Source organism: Streptomyces sp. NPDC052687 (genome assembly GCF_040678395.1).
GTDB lineage: Bacteria > Actinomycetota > Actinomycetes > Streptomycetales > Streptomycetaceae > Streptomyces.
Map to the genome: position 1 here is coordinate 1 of NZ_JBFATR010000058.1, position 18172 is coordinate 18172.

Sequence of the window (18172 nt, forward strand, 5' to 3'; positions counted from 1 at the left end):
GGGGGGGGGGGGGCGCCCGTTTTTTTTTTTGGTGGGGGGGGGGGGGGGGGCGGGGGGGGCGCCCCCCCCCCCGCCGAGGTGGAGGGTCAGCGTCTGCGGGCCCAGCCGGATCCGACGCCGGCCACATGCAGGGCGAGGGTCATCAGCCCCAGCAGCATCACATTCGTCGAGGAGAACACATCGTTGGTGCCGATCTCGGCCGCGTTGATCAAAAACGCGAAGAAGAACAGCACCGCAGCGATTATGCCGAGCATGAACAAGCTCCTCTCAGACAGGTGAACCCCGTATGCCCCGCCATCGCCTGTGCAGACATGCAGCGAAGGCTGTCCGTCGTCCCGGACCGTGCGGCTAAGTCGGTCGTCGTCTGCGGGGGCCCGTCCGCGGTCCGGAACCGCCGGCTCAGAGCCGGGGCTGCGAGCTGGTAGAGCCACTCGTGTCGTGACGTCGACTGTGCACGGGCACGAACATCCCGAGGGGCGCTGCTGGAAGGCAGGGCTGGAGGGGGGAGCCGTTTGTGGAGCGGCTAGATTCGGCACGCCGATCACGAGTTCCTGGGGGACGCCATGACAGATCAACCGCAGCAACACTCCGAGCCCGGGCCGCTGTTGAACTTGGGCTGCCTGATGTTGGTGGTGGTCTTCGGCGGCCTGGTGACGATGCTGTACGGCCTGGGAGTGCTGGTCTTCGGTGACACCCCGGCCTCGTCCGCCGTCACCGTCCTCCTCGCGGGCCTGGCCGCCTCGGTCCTGGGCGTCGCCGTCATCAAGCGGTTCCCCGGTGCCGTGCAGATGAAGGGATACGCTCCGTCGGCTCGCGTCATCCGCCTGGCGGCCGAGCGTTCGCTGGGCGATCACCTCTTCACCCGCAAGAACACCAGTCCGCTGGAGATCGTGGCCGGCACGGTGACCGCCGGCGCTGTGATCGTGGGAGCCCTGTGGGGCGTGAACTGGGTCCTCGGCCAGACCGGGACCGACATCCCCGGCCTGCGGAAACTGGTGACCACCGTGGTGCTCTGTCTGCTCGCGGCGCTCGTCCTGGTGATCATCGCGCTTCCGGTCCTGTTGTGGAGGATGCCCAAGGGATTCGTTCGCACCCATCTGTACGCGGGCGGGCTCGTGTACACCTCCTACGGCCGCCCGCGCGCCGTGGCCTGGGACGACATCGATCACCTGGTGCTCTCACGGCAGGCCCGCGGTGCCAGTCTCTTCGGTGGCAAGGTGGTCGCCTACCACGTGATCACCCGTGACGGGCACCGCCTGCGGATCGACGCCCATCCCCACCTGGATTCCGACCCGCTGGGTGAGCACCTGCTCGACGCCCTGCGACTGCGCGGGCGCCCGGTGCTGGAGGGCGGACCGGCGGCGGGCGACCCCGGTCACCGGCGAATCTAGGCCGTTTCCCGCGCCGTTGTGCGGTACTTGGGCGCGACCGCTCCGATCACCTGCCGGTGATCACGCCATCGCGCCGCGACCAGCGGGGTCGAGGTGTCGCGGTCGGGCGTGTGACGCCTCACCGTGTAGCGCGTCCCGCGCCACGGCGCGGGTTGGTCCTGCTCGCGTGGAGGAGTGGTCGTGCGGGGGGGGGCGCGTATGGCTGCGGTGGGCTCGGCCGCCGCGCGGGCCGGCTGTGCGAGGTCGGCCGGGCGGTGCGCGTCGTACCGGGCGGTGCGCGTCGTACCGGGCGGTGTGTGTCGTACCGGGCCAGCCCGGTGTCCGGGTGAACGAGTGGGTGGGGTCAGCCGGTGGAGGAGACCAGGCCGAGCCGGTAGGCGAGGACGACGGCCTGGACGCGGTCGCGCAGGCCGAGTTTGGCCAGGATCCTCGACACGTAGGTCTTGACCGTCTCGGGGGTGATGAAGAGCTGTGCGGCGATCTCCGCGTTCGACAGCCCCTCGGCGATCTGCCGGAGCACCTCCAGCTCGCGCGGGGTCAGTGCCCGTAGCACGTCCTGTCCGGCCGGCCGGGACGTATCGGCCGGGCGCAGGTGCTGGGCGAAGTGGCCGATGAGGTGGCGGGTGACGGCGGGGGCCAGCAGGGCCTCTCCCCGGGCGACCGTCCGGATGCCGTTGACCAGTTCCGCCGGGGGCGCGTCCTTCAGGAGGAAGCCGCTGGCCCCGGCGCGCAGCGCGTCGTAGACGTAGGCGTCGACGTTGAAGGTGGTGACGACCAGTACTTTCGGCGGTGCCTCGGCGTCGGGGCCGGCCAGTTGCCGGGTCGCCTGGATGCCGTCGAGCAGGGGCATGCGGATGTCCATCACCACCACGTCGGGGTGCAGGCGTCTGGCGGCCTGGACCGCTTCGTGGCCGTTCTCGGCTTCTGCGACGACCTCCATGTCGGGCTGGGCGGAGAAGATGGTGACGTAGCCGGTGCGCACCAGGGCCTGGTCGTCGCAGACGAGGACACGGATCGGTGGCGGTGCGTCGCTCACGGGGTCACTCCGATGCGGGCTTGGAGGGAAGGGTGGCGTGGACCTCGAATCCGCCGTCGGGGCGGGGTCCGGCCTTCAGTTCACCATCGACCGTCCGCGCCCGTGCACGCAGTCCCGCCAGTCCGCGCCCGCCGGCCGGGTGCGGTTCGCGTGCGGGGGTGGCCGGCGGCAGGGCGGTGGGTCCGTCGGTGGTCACCTTGATGTCGATGTGTTGCGCGCCGTAGCGGACCAGGACGTGTGTGGGCCGGCCGGGGGCGTGTTTCATCGCGTTGGTGAGCGCCTCCTGCACCACCCGGTAGGCGGCCAGCTCCACGTCCACGGGCTGCGCCTGCCGCTCGCCCTGTTCGTCGAACTCGACCGGCTGGCCCGACCTGCGGGCCTGTTCGACCAGGTCGGCGAGCCGGCCCAGGGTGGGTGCCCGGTCCGCGCGCGCCGGGTCGGCGGACGCCGACCGGCCGGTCGCCTCCAGTACGCCGAGCAGGTGGCGCAGCTCTGTCAGCGCCCGGCGGCCGATGTCGCTGACGGCGGCAAGTCCCTCGCGCGCTTTGTCCGGTGCGGTGGTGAGCAGGAACTGTGCGGCGTCCGCCTGGACCACCATGGCCGTGACATGGTGGGTGACCACGTCGTGCAGCTCGCCGGCGATGCGTGCGCGCTCCGCGGCCGCGGCCACTTCGGCGGCCAGTCGCCGCCGCTGCGCCTCCCCCGCCCGCCGTGTGCGCACGGTGCTGCCCACCAGATAGAACGCGGCCACCGTCAGGTAGAAGGCGAGATAGTCCGCGATGGTCTGCGGTGAGCCGAGGCGGTCCAGGGCGAGGGCCAGTACCCCATAGCCCGCGCTGACCACGCCCGCCAGATGGCGGCGGAAGCGGACTTGGTGGGCTCCGGCCGAGTACAGCGCGAGATACAGTCCCCAGCTTGCCAGCGTCGTCGCGAAGCCCAGTGCCTGGTAGGCGGCGAACGCGCCCGCGACGACAGCCAGACAGCCCGCGGGCCACCGCCGGCGGGCCGCCAGCGGCAGGGTCTGGGCCAGGATCAGCGCGACGCTCAGCGCGCTCGCCGGCCGCTCGGGCAGGTCCCCTATCTGCCCTCCGATGGTGGACAGGGTCGGGACGAACGCCGACAGGGCCAGCAGCAGGGCGAGGACGCCGTCCTTGAGGAAGGCGTCCTGCTTCTGCCACCGCTCCAGCGGTGCCCGCGGCAGCGTACGGCGGAAAGGGGCCTGGCGGGATGTCACTGGCGTCTCCTCCGGTCAGCCGGCCTGAAGGTGTCGTGCGGTTCGGCGGGGCAGCAGCCGGCCGCCGCGGCGGGCGAGGACGAACATGCGGACGGCGAGCAGTACGCCGATGACGACGGGGACCAGCGCCGCCTCCAGGCCGAAGTCGCCGCCGGTCAGCACGGCGGAGCCGTGCGCGTCGACGGTGAACAGGCCCGTGGAGGCGTGTCCGGAGACCGGGATGCCGAGCAGCTGCTCGGTGGTGTTCCAGGCGAAGTGCAGCCCGGCGACGAACCAGATGTTGCGCCGCCACAGGAACGCGGCGCCGAGCATCACGCCCGCCTCCGAGGCGATCGCCAGCGCACTCCACGCGCCGGCTCCCGGAGCGCCCAGGTGGGCGATGCCGAAGAAGAGCCCGGTGATGACGATGGCGGCCCGGCTGCCCCACAGCTGCTCCAGCGCCTGCAGCGCGAGAGCGCGGAACAGCAATTCCTCGGTGACCGCGGCGGCGGCCTGCACCATGACCGCGGACCAGAGGACCGCCATGACGTCACGGCCCGCCCAGGAGAACGAGTAGCCCCCCAGCGCCGTGATCAGCAGGGCGGACACCGCAACGAAGCCCAGGCCGATCGCGCCGCCGTACAGCGCCTCCCGGCCGGCTCCCCGCCGGGCGATCTCCGGCGTCGAGCGTCGCGCGACACGGCGCGTGACCAGCCAGTACACGCCCACCGCGGCCACCGCGCCCAGCACCGGGACCGGACCAGGGCCCGTGGCGGTGAGGGTGGAGACCAGGCCGATGCCGGTCAGGCCGGTGAGCATCCAGCCGAGCGGAGAACGCATGATCCGGCCGAGACGGGCGCCGTGAGCGTCGGGGGCGTGGGGGGCGTCGTCAGCGTCATGGGCGTCGGGGGCGTCGGGGGCGTCGGGGGCGTCGGGGGCCGTGTCCGGGCCGGGGCCGTTGGCGTGCCGTGCGGTGGACGTCGTCCTCATGTGGCCTCCCTTGCAGCGGCCGCACTGGCTGCGACCCGACAACCAGGCTAGGAAGCCGTCGCCGTCGGCGGATCACCCGCAGATGGACAAATGCTGTAGCTCTCGCGGGGGATGCGCCCGGAAAGCGGATCGGGCACGCGGGCGGGAGGCGGACACCATGACGGCCGGTGCTCGAGGGTCGGGGGCGCAGGCTCAGCAGGAAGAGACCGGAACCGCTGTGGTGGTCCTTTGGTCGTTGGCGCCGGCGATGCGCCAGGTGAAGCGGTAGCACTGGTCGGCCATGGGGTCTGAGCTGGAGAGCAGGATGGACAGGGTGATCGTGTCTGCTGTGCGCTTCACGCTCTTGACGTCGTAGGGGCGCAGTCGTCCCGTGGGGTCCAGGGCCTTGCGTACGTTGGCGTGGGTCAGGTCCTCGGCGTACATGCTGGAGAGGCGTGTGCGGGCCAGGCCTGCCAGGCCGCCGATCCGCATGGCCGGACGGCATACTGCGGGGTCGTGCTCGGAGAGCCGGGAGGTCCAGGTGTGGCCCGGGCGGTGGGCGTAGGTGTAGACGAAGCACCGCGTCACCCGCACCGGTCCACCGCCGAGGAGCAGGGCCTTTTCGTCGTAGAGGGCGGATTGGGCTGCGGTGGCGGTGAATGCGTGGCGTGCCGGGTCGTAGGTGATCACGGGGGCTTGTGTGTGCCGCCAGATCACGCTGATGAGGGCGTCGGTGTCGGTTGCGTCGCTCGTGTCGAGGGCGTGGGCGGTGTCGTCCGCCGTGGCACGGGCGTGTTCCAGGATGGATGCGAGCGTTGCGTCTTTGCGTGCGGTGTTGGCTTTCTCGTCGTGCCAAGAGCGGTACCACAGCCAGGAGACGGGGAGGCCGAGAGCGGTGATCAGTGCGATCAGCAGGGTCAGGCAGCCGGTGGTCACGAGGTGGTTCGTCTGCCTCGTGACCGCCTCGCTGCGCGGCTTCGGGGGCGGCGGCGACGCCGTGAACCCCGTCGTGGCGGGATTGCTGTCAGCCGGTTCGGGGGCTGTCATGTGCCGGGCGTGCCGGGTTCTGCGCTGATGGATTCCTGGTAGGTGTCCGCGTAGGTGGGTGAGTCTTTGATCAGGTCGTCGCAGAATGCGGCGACGTCGGTGCCGATGAGTTCCAGGACTCCCTTGCCGTCGGCGGCGCCCTCTTCGAAGAAGTCGACGATTCCGGGGAGGAGGGAGTCGTCGGACAGGCTGACCGGGCCGACCTTGAACAGGTACTTCTGCATCTCCTTGTAGACGATCTGGTAGTCCGGCGGGAGTGCCTTGATTCGGGCCAGGTGTGCCCGCCACTGTTTCTTGCCTTCGATGATGTCCTGGATGCTCACGTCAGTCCCCCAGTCGGCTCAGTTTCCTTGCGACGTTTCTGTTCAACTGCTCGCGCCACCGGTCGCGGTAGGTCCGGGCTCCCGCTCCGCCGGCCAGCGCCGTGCAGAAGCCCGGGATGTCGTCGCCGAGGACCTCGTGGGCGCTTTGCCCGTCCGCCGCCGACACTTCGAGCAGTCCCAGGGCGGAGTCGAGGATCGGTGTCAGGTTGCGGCCGGTGAAGTCTCCGTAGGGCAGGAGGTGGGCGGTGATCTGTCCCCACGCCGCCCGGTGGTCGTCCGGCAGGGCCTCGGCCCGGGCTTCGAACGTCTTCCATTCCCTGGTGAGATCGCTGCCTGTGACCTTTTCCCAGAAGTTCATCTCCCGCCCTTCTTGAGGCTGTTGATGCGCGATGAGACGTACTGCCATTTCGCCCAGAATCGTGCGAGTTCCTCGCGGCCGGCGTCGTTGAGTGCGTAGAACTTGCGCGGCGGACCGACTTCGGAGGGTCGTTTCGTCACGTGGACGAGTCCTTTTCTCTCCAGCCGCAGCAGGATCGTGTACACCGTCCCTTCGATGACGTCGGTGAAGCCGAGTTCGTTCAGCCGGCGGGTGATGGCGTACCCGTAGGTTTCCTCTCTGCCGATGATTTCGAGCACGCACCCTTCGAGGGTGCCCTTCAGCATCTCCGTCAGGTCGTCCATCGCCGGTGCTCCTCAACCCCGTTCGGTACTACGTGGTACCGAGTACCGCTATACGGTATCACCAAGTAGTGGTTGCGGTCGGTTCCCCGGGGTGCGGAAGGCGGTGCTCACACCGTCGCGATGACGACCGCGTGTCCTGGTGAGGCACCGGTGCGGGTCGTACCGGTCCGGAGGTCCTCGCGAGCCGCCGCGCGCCTGGTTGACGGCGGCCCGCAGCGGACGGCTTCCATAGCGGGCGGGCCTGTGAACGCCCGGCCGCGCGACGGATCAAGCCCTCCGTTTCCGTCGCCGAGGACCGGCCGGCAGCGTCACCGCGCGACCCGCACAGCCGTCTGCCTCTTGATCACACAGTGCGCGCCGCCCGGGGGCCGGCACCGCGCGCAAGAACGCGCGGGGCCGGCACCGCGCGCAAGAACGCGCTCATGAGGGCGGCGGCCCGGTGTGAAAGGCGTCGGACTCATTCGTCCAGGCGTTCAAGGTCCAGTCGTGAGAGCCAGTCGACCTGGAGTCCGCCGTGTCGCAGCCACCGCTCGTTGTGTGCCGCGGCCGCCTTGTGCTGTATCAGCTGAACACGGTCGTCGTCACCGGCCAGGCGGAGCTCCTCGTAGAGGCTTTCGAGCATGGCGCCGGCGTCGACGCCCCCCGTGTCGGCCGTGGCGGGACGGTTGGGGAGAGCGGTGCGTCGCGTGTCCTCAGCGCGTTGCGATGCGGTGAGGGACCACAGCCGGCTCAGCGCGCCCTGCTGGCCCGCGGCGGCAGCGTGCAGGTAGTAGGACATGGCCTCCCGGAGACGGCCGGTTTTCTCGTACAGCACGCCGAGGTTGAACACCGCGTTGGCGTCACCGCCGTCAGCAGCTTCTCGAAACAGGTCTTCTGCCTCTTGAGCACGCCCGGCCTCGGCGAGCAGCACGCCTAGGTTGACCTTGGCCTCAAGGTGCCCGGCGTCCGCGGCAGCGCGAAGGAACACCTCAGCCTGTCTCGTGAGACCGGCTGCGGCGTGCGATGAGGCTTGGCGGCACAGGGCGGCGGCAGCTCCGTTCCGTGCCGCGGTGCTCAGGACCGTCACGGCCTCATCCAGCCGCCCTGTCTGGACCAGCAAGGCACCCAAGCGGCAGACCGCGTCGGCGCTCTCAGGGCCGCCGGTGTCTTGCAGGATGTCCACGGCGGTGGTGTAGGTGCTGACCGCTTCTTCGAACCGGTCCAGCTCCACCAGGAGCGCTCCTTTGTTGACCAGTGCTTTGCCTTGGCTGAGGCGGTCCCCGGTGTTCTCCAGGATGTCCACGGCAGTGGTGTACGTGCTGAGCGCTTCTTCCGTCCGGCCGACCAGTCGCAGGGCGTATGCCAGGTTGGTCAGTGCGCTGCCTTCACTGTGGCGGTCGCCGGTGTGGTGGAAGATCTCCCCTGCGGCGGTGAGAGCTTCGACGGCCTCTTCCACCCGCCCCACTTCCCACAGGACCAGCGCTAGGTTGTTCCGTGCCTTGCCTGCGTTATGACGGTCACCGATGTCGTGGAAGATGCGCGCCGCAGCGGAATGGATGTCGATGGCTTCATCGAAGCGCCCTAGTTTGTCCAGGACGGCTCCGTGATTGGTCAAGGCGATGGCTTCACCTCGACGGTCGCCGGTGTCACGGAAGATGCCCGCCGCGTCGGTGTGGGCGGCGATTGCCTCGTCGAAGCGGCGCACCTGCGACAGGGCCAGCCCGAGGTTGGTCAGTGCCTGGCCCTTGCCTTGCCGGTCACCGCAGTCGTTCATGATGTCCATAGCTTGCCTGTGTGCGGCGACGGCCTCGTCGAACCGGTGCACCTCGGACAGGGCCAGCCCCAGGTTCGTCAGTGTCAGGCCTTCCCTGTGTCGGTCACCGGCGTCCTGATGGATGCGCACGGCAGTGGTGTTGAGGGTGATCGCGTCTTCGAAGTGGCGGCGGTGGTCGAGGAAACGGGTGAGGACTGAGGCCAGGACAGTGCATGCGCCGGTGTCGGCGGCCGCGGCGGCAAGCAGGTTGGGACGTTCGGCGTCCAGCCAGTCCAGGGCAGTGGCACGGTCGGGGAAGCGGTCGGAGACCGGCAGGCCGGCAACGGTCTCCAGATGGGTGTCTGCTGCGGCGGCGAGAGTGACGTAGTGGTCCAGCAGGCGGGCCAGCGCGGCGGCGCGCTGGTCGGTGTCGGCATGAACCCGGCCTCGCTCGTCGGCGAACACGCGGACGAGATCATGCATGGACCAGCGGTCTTGCCGTTCCGGGTCGGGGTGCAGCAGGTGGGCTCGGGCCAGCCCGTGCAGCAGGCGTTCAGCGCCGGGGTCTGCGAGCAAGGCGGCTGCGGCGTCGGTGGAGATGTCGGGGCCCGGGGCTGAGGCGAGCAGGCGAAACGCGCGGGCTTGGTCGGCGTTCAGGTGCTGGTAGGACAGTTCGAAGGTGACCCGCACAGCCAGCGGCCGGCCTTCACTGTCCTTGCCGTCGTAAGCCAGAGCGTCCAAGCGGGTGCGGACATCCTCCAGAGCCTTGACCTGGGCGGCCACGGACCGCGTGTGTACGTCGCGCAGCAGGGCCGCGGTGATGTGCAGGGCGAGGGGGAGGTGGCCGCACAAGGCGGCCAGGCGCAGGGCGTCCTCGCGCTGGGTGGCGATGCGGTCATCGTCGCGCTCTGCGCGCAGGGCGCGCTCCAGCAGATCGAGCGAGTCCTCCGGTTCGAGGGCCTCGAGGGTGATGCGGCGGACTCCGCGCAGCGCGGACATGGTCTGCCGGGACGTGACCAGGGCACGGTGCGGGGAGCCCGGGAGCAAGGGGTGCACCTGGTCGGCGGTGCGCGCGTTGTCCAGCACCACCAGGAGCGGGCGGCCTCGGCGAGCCAGGTCGTTGACGACTGTCCGCCAGGCGTCCAGCTTTTCCTCCGCGCTGGCGGGCAGGTCATCGTCTTTGACGCCCAGCGCGCGCAGGAAGCGGTCGGCCACCGCCGGCGGGCCGACTTCGGGGTCGGTGCTGTAGCCGCGCAGGTCCGCGAAGAGCACGCCGCCGGGGAAGCGCCCTTTTTGAGAAGCCTGGTGTGCGGCGTGCAGAGCCAATGCGGTTTTGCCGACCCCGCCCATCCCGGCCACCGCCGACACCACCACCGTCCCCGTCTGCAGGCCGGACTCCGCCTCTTGGCACTGGTCAGGGCTCAGCCACGCCAGTATTTGTTGCAGCGGTTCCTGCCGTCCGACCAGTTCGGCAGGGGCTGCGGGCAGCGTCACGGGGCCGGTGCCGCCCGCTGGCGGAGCGGAACCATATGGTCGTCCGTTGTGCGTGGGGGGCCAGACCGGTTCCTCGCCGTCCGACATGACCGCGTTCTGCGCGATCACTTCTTCCAGCGCGCTGGTGGTGCCGGGATGGCCGTGCCGGGAGATGAGGTCGGCGAACTCGGTCAGCTCAAGGGCTTCATGGATGGGGACGGCGTGCAGACGGCGCCAGCCCATGGTCGGGTTGTCCTCGACCGCCACGCCGACCAGTCGGCCATGGCAGAAGATGGCCGAGCCTGAGGCGCCTGCCCACGGCCGTTCTCCGCTGCCTCCGGGCGCCGGCCAGACGGGGCAGTCCAGTACCCAGCCCGACGAGGACGTCGAAACCACCGGTAACTCACCGCGCAGGTATTCGCACTGAGTCATGCTCCCGGCGTCAGCCGCGAAGGCGGGGAAGCCGGCACCTTCGAACGGCACGGGGACAACACCGCCGGGGCGGCCCCACCGCACCGGTCCCCCGCTGATCACCACCGGCTCATCCAGCCACAGAAGCGCCACGTCCACGCTGTGTGCAGGCGGGGAAGCCTTGTGCGGATCGGGCCAGCACACGCGCGCCGACCGCTGGACCGGATCGGTCCCGTAGCGCGGGTGTCCCACTTGGACCTCGATGTGCCCGGCCCACCGCTCGTCAGGACGCACGACATGCAGCGCCGTCAAGACCAGGTGAGGACCGACCAGGTACCCGGAGCCCGAACCGCGCGGTGCCCCCGTGCGTACCAAGGCGAGACGCTGCGGATCCATCTCATGCCTCCCACGGCCGCGGCTGAGCGCTCTTCCGGGAGGCATCCGATTCGCCGTCGGTTGACTTGCCCTGGGGTTGTTGTCCCGGCCCGTCGTCACCTGGGACGTCGAGGCCTCCGGCGCTACGGCGAATGCGGGCCCGCTGCCCGCCCAGTGCCTCGTCCCGGACCTGCAACGTGAGCGTCAGCATCTGCCGCCGGGTGCTGCCCGCGCCGCTGCCGGCCTCGCCACCGATCTTGGCTCCCGGCAGGCCGACTTCCACTTTGACACCGCCGTTGGCGTCCCGTCGGAATTCCACCTCCAGCGACAGCTCCGCCTGCTCCACCTCGAAGCGGAATTGTTGGTCGCTTCCCGCGGCCTGCGCCGCATACAGCTCCCGCCGTAGCTCTCCGAGCGCCTCAGAAAGCGATATCCCCATGTCCATGGTCCCCCCTGGTCTTCGCACGCCCGGCGCAGACAGTCCGACCGTCATTTTCCCGACACGTCCCGCTCTCCGCAGCGTTTTGCACCGCACCGGCACGGGTCCAACCGACGGCCGGCCCGTTTCTTCGTCGTAGCGACGGAATCAGCAGCTGCCGAAGGGACTTCTACGGCCAGGATTCACTTCCCGGCGTCCTGCGCCCGCCGATCGCCGCCGGCCGCCGAGCGGCGTGTACGGCAAGCGCGGTGCGAGTGTCTACCCGGATTCTCGTCGGCTTCGAAAGGGCTCGTGGTGGGCGGCTTCGGGGGCGGCGCGAGGATGGCGCCGGCGATCATCCCGGATCTGGTGCGTCGGCACAGCAGTGCCAACAGCAGGGCGAATTCCAGCACGCGGCTGCCGCACCGGTCGTCGACGTGGCCGACCGCGTCCACAACGACGGCCAGGTACCGCACGAGTGCGGGCAGGCCCGGTTCGTGAGGGCCGGCGGCGGCATTCAGTCGTGTTGCGGTGGGTCTCTCGCCGCCAGGGCAGAAAGCCGTCGCGCATGCGGCTGATCGGTGTGGCCCGCCCGCCGTGAGCGACGCCGTAAAAGTCGTCCGCCTCGGCGTTCTGCAGGATCGACGCGTTGTGCTCGTGGTAGCCGACGAGAACGACGTCGCGGCCCCGGCGGCGGATCGCTCAAAAGCGGGAACGGGCCGTGTTCCAGGAGATCCCAGGTGAGGCCGAGGTCGCTGGGGCCGGCGCTGAAGCCGTCCGCCATGACCACCGGGCGCATGAGCCGGCCGTTGCCCTCGCCGTGGTAGACCCAGGCGGTGCCGGAGGAGGTGCACCGGGGCTTGTGGCGGAGCGTCGCCGCCGGGCCGATCCGGGTGTGGGGGTCCGGGCGGCCCGGCGGTACGGCGGTCCGGTCTGTCCGGCGGTACGGTCTGTCCGGCCGGTGCTGCCGTCGCCGGGCGTGGTCAGCGCGTCGCGTGCCTTTTGCCGGCGTGCGCCTCGGCTGGGTCGTCCGGCGGCTTCGTCGCTACATCACGCCGGGGAGCAGAGTGCCGCCGAGCAGCCCTTTGACCTTCTTCGCGTTGCCGACCATGTTCTCGGTGACCTGCCGGCCGGGGCCGGCGTCGATGACCTCTTCGAGGAGTTGCTTGAGGGGCTCAGCGGCCTCGTCGGGCAGTTGCTGGGAGGAATCAGCCATGCCTGGTTCCTGTCGTTCGTGCCGCGCCGCGTCTCGGCGCGGCGGGATACCCGTCGTCTGTCCGGCTGCGGTGCCGACACGCGGCCAAAGGCCGGGATCCACCCGTTCTGGTGGATTTCGAGGGGGTGCGGGTCGCCCGTCAGGTGACGGGACGTCGGGTCGGTCGTCGGTGCGGTCGGGTTACTGCTGTGGTGAGTGGCGGTGGCCGGCCGGCCCGGGCAGGGGTGCGTGGACGGCGAGGACGGCCGCGTCGTCGTCCACGCCGGTGCCGAGGGCGGCCAGGAGGTCGCGCAGGGCCGCGACGGTGCGTCGCGCGGTGGTGGGGGCCAGCCGCCGGACGAAGTCGAGGAGGGCGTCGTCGCCGTAGCGGTCGCTGCCGCCGCCGGCGGCGGTGTGTGCTTCGGTGAGGCCGTCGGTGTAGAGGAGCAGGGTGTCGCCGGGTGCCAGGTGGAGGGTGGTGGTGGCGATGGTGGCGTCGGGCAGGACGCCGATGAGCTGGCCGCCGGGGGTGGGCAGGTGGTCGGCGGTTCCGTCGGCGCGCAGCAGCAGGGCGGGCGGGTGGCCGCCGCCGGCCAGGGTGATGCGGAAGCCGCCCTCGTCGTGGGGGGTGAGCAGGCCGAAGAGGACGGTGCAGAACCGGGGTTCGGCGGCGCCGGCGTACTCGTGGACGAGGACGGTGTTGAGGTTGCGCAGGACGGCGGCCGGGTCGGGGTCGTACACGGCCGCGGCGCGCAGGGTGTAGCGGGCCAGGGAGGTGACGGCTGCCGCGGTGGCGCCTTTGCCGCACACGTCGCCGAGGAAGAGGCCCCAGCCGCCGGAGGCGAGGGGGAAGAGGTCGTAGAAGTCGCCGCCGACCTCGTCGGCCGAGGCGATGTGGTAGTGGGCGGCCACGTCCAGTCCCGGTACGTTCTCCAGGGCGGGCGGCAGCAGCGATGCCTGCAGGGTGGCGGCGAGCTGTTTCAGCCGTTCGCGTTCGCGTTCGGACTCCTGGCGGGCGCGCAGCAGTTCCTCCTCGTAGGAGCGGCGCTCGCGGGCGTCGAAGACGGTGGTGCGGATCAGCTGGGGCTGTCCGTCCTCGCTTGTTTTGACCGTCGAGGTCACGAGGACCGGCAGGCGGCTGCCGTCGGCTCGTTGCAGTTCCAGCGCGATGCCGCTGATCTCCCCTTGCATGCGCAGCAGCGGTGCGTAGTGCGTCTCGTGGTAGAGGCGGCCGCCGGCGGTCAGCAGGTCGGAGAAGGTGCGGCGGCCGACCAGGTCCGCGCGGCGCCGGCCGAGCCAGTCCAGCAGGGTGGCGTTGACCTTGACGATCGTTCCGTCCAGGGCGGTGGACAGGAAACCGCAGGGCGCGTTCTCGTAGAGGTCCTCGGTGCTGTCCTCCAGCAGGGCGGAGGGGGGCGGGGTGTCGTCCGGGGGCGGTGCGGGGGGTGGTGCGTCGTCCGGGGGCGGTGCGGGGGGCGGGCCGACGCCCTCGTCGCCGGTCCCGCTCACCATCGGAGGGCTCCGGACGGGGTGGTGATCGCTTGGGAGGGCGTGGCCTTTCCCGAGACCGGCTCGCGGCAGAGGTCCAGCACGTCCTCCACGGTAACCGTCGGGGCCGGGGGTGCGCTTCTCGGATATGGCGTCTTTGTCGTACACCGGCGGCACGCCGGCAGCCGTATCTCCATGCATACCGTCTCGGATCCGGGGCACCAGCACGTTCGAACAGCTCGGCTCCCCCTTCCGAGTACGGCGGCCCCGTCACCTTTCCCCCCGGTGGCGGGGCCGCCGCCCGTTCGGGCCCGTGTCGAGGTCGGGAAAGGGAGAGCACAGGTGGCTGCGTGCGGCAAGCGGTGAGCGGCGGGGGTGTGTGCCGCGGTGCCGCGCCTCGTGGGCCGCTTCGTGGACTGCGGCGTCGCCGTGTTCCTCCTCACGGGCCGGGGCAGCGGTGTGACCAGCGGCGGGCGGACACCGTCTGGCAGGGCATGAACGACTTGACCGATGAAGAGATCGTCCGTGCGGTGCGCGGCATCGTCGCCATGGAGGCGTCACGGGAGGCGCTGGCCGCCCGGGTGACCGCGCTGCGCACCGCCACGGCCGCCGAGGAGCTGGCCGAACGCGACCGTTGCGGCAACGCCATGGCCGACGCCGACACCCGGATCCTGCTGGAGTCCATCGACGTGCTCGACCGGCTGGGTATGACGGCTGCGGCCATGGCCTGCTCCCACGTCGCTCAGCAGGAGGGCATCCTGCCGCCGCCCTGACGCCGCACGGACGTGGCGCCGGGCCGCGTGAGCCCTGTGCGGTGGCGGGGTTCGCGCGGCCGGCGTTTACGCAGGTGAGATGAGGGATGTCACGGTGCGGTGGGTGTAGTTGCCGTTCAGGGCGCAGCTCGGCGATCCGTGGGGTCGGCGCGCGTCGGGGGCCGGCGGGCCTTCGGTGGGCGCGGTGCCGGCATCGCCCGGCCGGCCAGGCCGTCGGTCGTGCGGGCGGGTTCGCTGGGGCGCGGAGGTGAGCGGGGTGGTGTCGCAGGCCGGGTGAGGGCTGGTGTGCCTGAGCGCCGCGGCCCCGACCGGCCGGCCGGATGACGGGGGCCGGTCGGGCGGTGTGCCCCCCAGGCGCACGCTCAGGGGTTTCCTCCGGGATGTTCCGTGCGTTGCCTCGCGTCGCGGAACGCGCGGGCCGCGACGGGCCAGGCGGACGGGTCCCGATCAGGGGCACACGGTGAAGGTGGCGTTGTTGTACCACAGCGGCCGGAGGTCGCTGCTGATCCACATGCCCCAGCGTCCGTCGTCCTGCCGGGTCATGGTGATCTTGCGGTTGTCGTAGCGGCCGTTGTAGATGATGCGGTTGCTGGTGCCCGCCGCTCCGCTCAGGTGCAGTGCGGCGCGGTTCAGCGTGTTCTGGCCCACGATTCCGTCCGCGCCGCCCGGGACCTGGTACTTGGTCTGCCAGTTCCTGGTGGCGGCCGTGGTGGCGGGCCCGAACCGGCAGTCGATGTCGGACCAGGACAGGAGTCCGTCCGCCCACAGGATCTGCTGCCACATCGCGGTCACGTTGCTGGTGGCGTAGCTCGTGGCGGAGATCGGGCCCTCGTCGTCCCAGTCGTCCCATGGAATGTCGGCGCCCGCGACGACTCCCTGGCTCGCGCTCGCATAGGCGGGCGTGCCGGAGAGTGCGAGGCCGCCGACGAGCCCGGCTGTCAGGGCGAGTATCGCGGTTTTCTTGCGCAGGCCCGTTCCGGGAAGACGCTTTGTCGCCTTGTCCGTCACCTCGGGTCCCTTCGTCGTCGTGGCGCCCTGCCGGGAGGCCGGCCGCATGGTGCCCGCCAGGGTGGGTGGAAGCGTCGGCGTCGCGCGCCGGTTCCTTGGCGCCGCGTGCCGGAATCCGGCCGGATGGGGTCATGGGCCGGGGCTTGCCGTCCCGCGGGGAAAGGCCCCGGAAAGGGGCTGTGCTCGCTGTGCGGCGCCGCTGCCGCACCGTGTGGGTCAGCTGCAGGTCAGGTAGTTGTAGCCGGCGACCCGCTGGTTTCCCTTGCGGTCGTAGAAGGCGTAGTCGTTGTCGCCGTCACGGCTGACCAGGAAACTGTTCGTACTTCCGACGTACCGGTCAGGGCGGTTGTCGCCGGTCTCGTCGACGAGCCCGTATCCGGCCCGGCCGAACGTGTGTTTCCCCACGATCCCGTCTGCCGGTTGGTCGGCGGCGTAGGCCTTCTGCCACCTCACGGTCGCGGCCCTGGTGTCGTCACCGAAGACGCCGTCGATGTCGTCCCAGGCCAGGAGGTCGTACGACCACAGCACCTTCTGCCACAGGCACGTCGCGTTCGAGGAGGCGTGACGGGACGTGGACAGATAACCCTCGTCAGTCCAGTCGTCGACATATATGTCGCCGCCGCCGTGGACGAACGCCCGCCCGCTGAAGTCCCCGCTGGCCGATGCCGGCGAGGCGGACAGGATCAGTGCGGCGGTCACCGCGCCGGCCGTGCAACCGATGAAGCGGGCGGACGTCGACAGTCCCATGCGTTTCCTCCATGACTGCGGGCGGGCACACGGACCCGCGGTTCGCCCGGGTTTCCCGTGCGCGGCCCGGGACTTGACGCCGACGACTCTGCCACCCGCTGATCGGGCCGGTCATGCGCAAGGAGCGCCGGACCGTGCGCAAGGGGTGCCGGCTCGGTGGACCGGGTCCGTCAGGTCCTGCGCCGGAAGGCCGGCGGCAGCTCGGGGGGTTTGCGGGCGGGTTCTGCAGAGCCGGCGGGGACCGGGGCGGGGCCGGCCGCGAGCTTCGCCCGTGGTGATCGCCCCGGTGGCGGCGGGGGCGGGCAGCAGCGGCAGGGGGCCTGGACGCGGTGGCGGTGCAGGAGGGTCTCCGCTCGTGTCCGGACGTCGTCCCGTGTGCTGTCGAGCAGGGCCCGCAGGAGGCGGGGGGTGTGGCGCAGGGCGGTGAGGGCGGTGGCGCGTACGCCGGGGTCCGGGTCGTCGGCGAACGGCGGGAGCGCGTCGTCGGGCAGCGCCTTGAGCATGCGCAGCGCGGACAGGGCGCGGGCGCGGACCCTGGCGTGCGGGTGGTGGAGGAGGGGGTGCAGCAGGGCGGCGTCCTCGGGGTGTCCTTGTTCGGCGAGGCCGAGGACCGCGGTGGGGACGACGGTGGCCGGGTCGGCGCACAGGTCCTGGTAGTGGGTGCGCGGGTCGTGCCCCTGCGCGCGCAGGTGCCGGCACGCCGTCGCGCGCACGGTGTGGGAGAGGTCCGTCAGGTGGCGGGGCAGTTCGCCGCCGCGGCCTGCGGGGCGCAGGTGTCCCACGGCGGCGGCGCGCACGTAGGTGTCCCGGGCGCACAGCAGGCGGTCGAGGGCCGCGTGCGCTTTTGGGTGGGCGAGGGCGGCCGCGCAGGCGTGGCGCCGGATCTTGCGGTAGCGGTGGGTGGCGGCGAGCGTGGCGAGGTCGTCGACGCGCAGGAAGCCGGTCGTCACGGCGGTGGCGAGGGTGCCCAGGCGCAGGCCGTAGGCGGGGTCGGTCTCGAGGTGGGCGAGGAAGCGGGTTCGGGAGTCGTCGAGGACCGTCTGCCGGTTGGAGGCGAGCGCGAGGCGTATCGCGGTGCGTACGGCCAGCTCTCGCACGCCCTCGTCGCGGTCCTGCTCGGCCAGTGCCCACACCCGCTGCATGGCCGGCGTTCCGTACAGGGTGGCGGCCTCCAGGCCGGCCCGCCGGGACTGGCGGTCGCGGTGGGTCAGCAAGTGGGTGAGGGTCGTCTCGGGCAGGGCGTCGAGGCGCCCCAGGACGGCCTGGCGTGCCCGGGTTCCGTAGCGCCTGCGTGTGGCCACCAGGACGGCCAGGGTGGCCAGGTTCGCCAGCCGGGGCGGCGCTGGGGTGTCGGCGTCGCCGAGTACGCGGTCGAGGACGGTGCGGGCGAGGGTCCGCACCCGCTCGTCGGTGTCCGCGCTGCGGATCAGGACGAGCGGCAGGACGGAGTCGGGCAGCTGCCCCGCGTTGCCGAGGGCCAGCGCCGCCGCACGGACGCGGGGGTCGGCGTGACACAGGCACAGGGCGATCTCGGACTCGGTGGGCGGCAGGCTCCAGGACACGGCTGCGCTCCCGTCGGGGTTCTCCCGCCAGTACGGGGCCCGGCGCCAGTCCGCGATCTCCTGTGTGCTCACCGGCCACGGGCCGACGCGGGTCCGGGAGGCGGAGGCCGTCGTGCGGCCGCCGGACGCGTGGTCGTGGGTGGCCCGGTGGACGCGCCTGTCGAGCCGGATCCAGTCTTCGGCCTCCCCCGCCCCGATCGCGCACGTGACGCCCTTGCCGTGGAGCAGTCGCTCGCAGGGGGCGTAGAGCGCGGTGGGGCCGAGGTCGTACGTGGTCATGCGCGACTGTAGCCCGGTCGCCTGCCCCTCCCACCATTGGTTTTCCCCGGC

17 protein-coding genes are annotated in these 18172 nt (G+C 71.2%); 2 read left to right on the forward strand and 15 right to left on the reverse strand.

Going from position 1 to position 18172, the window contains the following annotated elements; translation table 11 throughout:
• Window positions 1–86: 86 nt before the first annotated feature.
• On the reverse strand, window positions 87–254 hold the full coding sequence (locus tag AB0K92_RS29840; RefSeq protein WP_165994956.1) for a hypothetical protein: 168 nt from the start codon (window positions 252–254) through the stop codon (window positions 87–89).
• Between the two features lie 369 nt (window positions 255–623).
• On the opposite strand from AB0K92_RS29840, the gene AB0K92_RS29845 reads away from it, so the two are divergent.
• A complete protein-coding gene (locus AB0K92_RS29845) occupies window positions 624–1391 on the forward strand; it encodes a DUF6585 family protein (protein ID WP_365928000.1) in 768 nt (255 codons plus the stop codon).
• 343 nt (window positions 1392–1734) lie between these two features.
• On the opposite strand, the gene AB0K92_RS29850 is transcribed toward AB0K92_RS29845, so the two are convergent.
• The 11 genes from AB0K92_RS29850 to AB0K92_RS29900 all read right to left on the reverse strand — a co-directional run bounded on the left by AB0K92_RS29850 (window position 1735) and on the right by AB0K92_RS29900 (window position 13776).
• The gene (locus AB0K92_RS29850; protein WP_365928002.1) at window positions 1735–2427 is read right to left on the reverse strand and encodes a response regulator transcription factor; all 693 of its coding nucleotides are present in this window, start codon (window positions 2425–2427) and stop codon (window positions 1735–1737) included.
• Between the two features lie 4 nt (window positions 2428–2431).
• The gene (locus AB0K92_RS29855) at window positions 2432–3661 is read right to left on the reverse strand and encodes a histidine kinase (RefSeq protein WP_365928004.1); all 1230 of its coding nucleotides are present in this window, start codon (window positions 3659–3661) and stop codon (window positions 2432–2434) included.
• 15 nt (window positions 3662–3676) lie between these two features.
• Window positions 3677–4630: a CPBP family intramembrane glutamic endopeptidase gene (locus AB0K92_RS29860; protein WP_365928006.1), complete on the reverse strand. Its 954-nt coding sequence runs from the start codon at window positions 4628–4630 to the stop codon at window positions 3677–3679.
• Window positions 4631–4822: 192 nt separating this feature from the next.
• Complete coding sequence (locus tag AB0K92_RS29865; protein ID WP_365928008.1) at window positions 4823–5656, reverse strand: hypothetical protein; 834 nt, start codon at window positions 5654–5656, stop codon at window positions 4823–4825.
• The gene (locus AB0K92_RS29870; RefSeq protein ID WP_365928010.1) at window positions 5653–5979 is read right to left on the reverse strand and encodes a DUF1048 domain-containing protein; all 327 of its coding nucleotides are present in this window, start codon (window positions 5977–5979) and stop codon (window positions 5653–5655) included. The genes AB0K92_RS29865 and AB0K92_RS29870 overlap by 4 nt, the downstream gene beginning before the upstream one ends.
• A 1-nt stretch (window position 5980) precedes the next feature.
• On the reverse strand, window positions 5981–6337 hold the full coding sequence (locus AB0K92_RS29875) for a DUF1048 domain-containing protein (protein ID WP_365928012.1): 357 nt from the start codon (window positions 6335–6337) through the stop codon (window positions 5981–5983).
• Window positions 6334–6660: a PadR family transcriptional regulator gene (locus tag AB0K92_RS29880; RefSeq protein ID WP_365928014.1), complete on the reverse strand. Its 327-nt coding sequence runs from the start codon at window positions 6658–6660 to the stop codon at window positions 6334–6336. Before AB0K92_RS29880 ends, AB0K92_RS29875 begins: the two co-directional genes overlap by 4 nt.
• A gap of 457 nt (window positions 6661–7117) precedes the next feature.
• Complete coding sequence (locus AB0K92_RS29885) at window positions 7118–10672, reverse strand: tetratricopeptide repeat protein (protein WP_365928016.1); 3555 nt, start codon at window positions 10670–10672, stop codon at window positions 7118–7120.
• 1 nt (window position 10673) lies between these two features.
• Window positions 10674–11096 (reverse strand): trypco2 family protein, encoded by a 423-nt coding sequence (locus tag AB0K92_RS29890; protein WP_365928018.1) that lies wholly within the window; start codon window positions 11094–11096, stop codon window positions 10674–10676.
• Window positions 11097–12114: 1018 nt separating this feature from the next.
• Entirely contained in the window at window positions 12115–12285 is a 171-nt protein-coding gene (locus tag AB0K92_RS29895) for a hypothetical protein (protein ID WP_365928020.1), read from the reverse strand.
• Window positions 12286–12465: 180 nt separating this feature from the next.
• On the reverse strand, window positions 12466–13776 hold the full coding sequence (locus tag AB0K92_RS29900) for a SpoIIE family protein phosphatase (RefSeq protein ID WP_365928022.1): 1311 nt from the start codon (window positions 13774–13776) through the stop codon (window positions 12466–12468).
• Window positions 13777–14246: 470 nt separating this feature from the next.
• On the opposite strand from AB0K92_RS29900, the gene AB0K92_RS29905 reads away from it, so the two are divergent.
• Complete coding sequence (locus AB0K92_RS29905; RefSeq protein ID WP_365928024.1) at window positions 14247–14525, forward strand: hypothetical protein; 279 nt, start codon at window positions 14247–14249, stop codon at window positions 14523–14525.
• A gap of 447 nt (window positions 14526–14972) precedes the next feature.
• On the opposite strand, the gene AB0K92_RS29910 is transcribed toward AB0K92_RS29905, so the two are convergent.
• The 3 genes from AB0K92_RS29910 to AB0K92_RS29920 form a co-directional block, all read right to left on the reverse strand.
• Entirely contained in the window at window positions 14973–15581 is a 609-nt protein-coding gene (locus AB0K92_RS29910) for a peptidoglycan-binding domain-containing protein (RefSeq protein WP_365928026.1), read from the reverse strand.
• Window positions 15582–15749: 168 nt separating this feature from the next.
• On the reverse strand, window positions 15750–16280 hold the full coding sequence (locus AB0K92_RS29915) for a peptidoglycan-binding domain-containing protein (protein ID WP_365928028.1): 531 nt from the start codon (window positions 16278–16280) through the stop codon (window positions 15750–15752).
• Between the two features lie 170 nt (window positions 16281–16450).
• Window positions 16451–18121, reverse strand: coding sequence for a HEAT repeat domain-containing protein (locus tag AB0K92_RS29920; protein ID WP_365928030.1), 1671 nt, complete (start codon window positions 18119–18121; stop codon window positions 16451–16453).
• Window positions 18122–18172: the final 51 nt, after the last annotated feature.